The 955-nt window shown below is 47.4% G+C and carries 1 rRNA gene; it reads right to left on the bottom strand.

The window, feature by feature from the left end:
- Positions 1-870: ribosomal RNA gene (locus DRB05_RS00200) — 23S ribosomal RNA — on the bottom strand; the annotation flags it as partial.
- Positions 871-955 lie beyond the last annotated feature (85 nt).

The following is a 955-nucleotide window of genomic DNA, read 5'->3' as shown; positions in this document are numbered from 1 at the left end:
CCCCCTAGCCTTAACAGTGCTCTACCCCCGTAAGTATTCGTCCGAGGCTCTACCTAAATAGATTTCGGGGAGAACCAGCTATCTCCCGGTTTGATTAGCCTTTCACTCCTAGCCACAGGTCATCCCCTAACTTTTCAACGTTAGTGGGTTCGGTCCTCCAGTTGATGTTACTCAACCTTCAACCTGCCCATGGCTAGATCACCGGGTTTCGGGTCTATACCCTGCAACTTAAGCGCCCAGTTAAGACTCGCTTTCGCTACGGCTCCCCTAAATGGTTAACCTCGCTACAGAATATAAGTCGCTGACCCATTATACAAAAGGTACGCAGTCACCCAACAAGTAGGCTCCTACTGCTTGTACGTACACGGTTTCAGGTTCTATTTCACTCCCCTCACAGGGGTTCTTTTCGCCTTTCCCTCACGGTACTGGTTCACTATCGGTCAGTTGGGAGTATTTAGCCTTGGAGGATGGTCCCCCCATATTCAGTCAAAGTTTCACGTGCTCCGACCTACTCGATTTCACTTTAGATAAGTTTTTGTGTACGGGACTATCACCCTGTTTCGTCATGCTTTCCAGCATGTTCCACTAACTACACTAAAGCTTAAGGGCTGGTCCGATTTCGCTCGCCGCTACTTTCGGAATCTCGGTTGATTTCTTTTCCTACGGGTACTTAGATGTTTCAGTTCTCCGCGTTCGCCTCGTTAACCTATGTATTCAGTTAACGATACCTGCAAGCAGGTGGGTTTCCCCATTCGGAAATCCTAGTCTCAAGCGCCTCTTACTGGCTTGACTAGGCTTATCGCAAGTTAGTACGTCCTTCATCGCCTCCAACTGCCAAGGCATCCACCGTGTACGCTTAGTCACTTAACCATACAACCCAAAATGGTTTGTATCGTCAAAGACAGTTTAACTTCGCCAGAAGTTAATATTGAATACTAAAGTAGACGCTAATTAA

Source organism: Pseudoalteromonas sp. A757 (assembly GCF_004103285.1).
Classification (GTDB): Bacteria; Pseudomonadota; Gammaproteobacteria; order Enterobacterales; family Alteromonadaceae; genus Pseudoalteromonas; species Pseudoalteromonas galatheae.
This window is presented reverse-complemented; position numbering and strand designations above follow the sequence as displayed.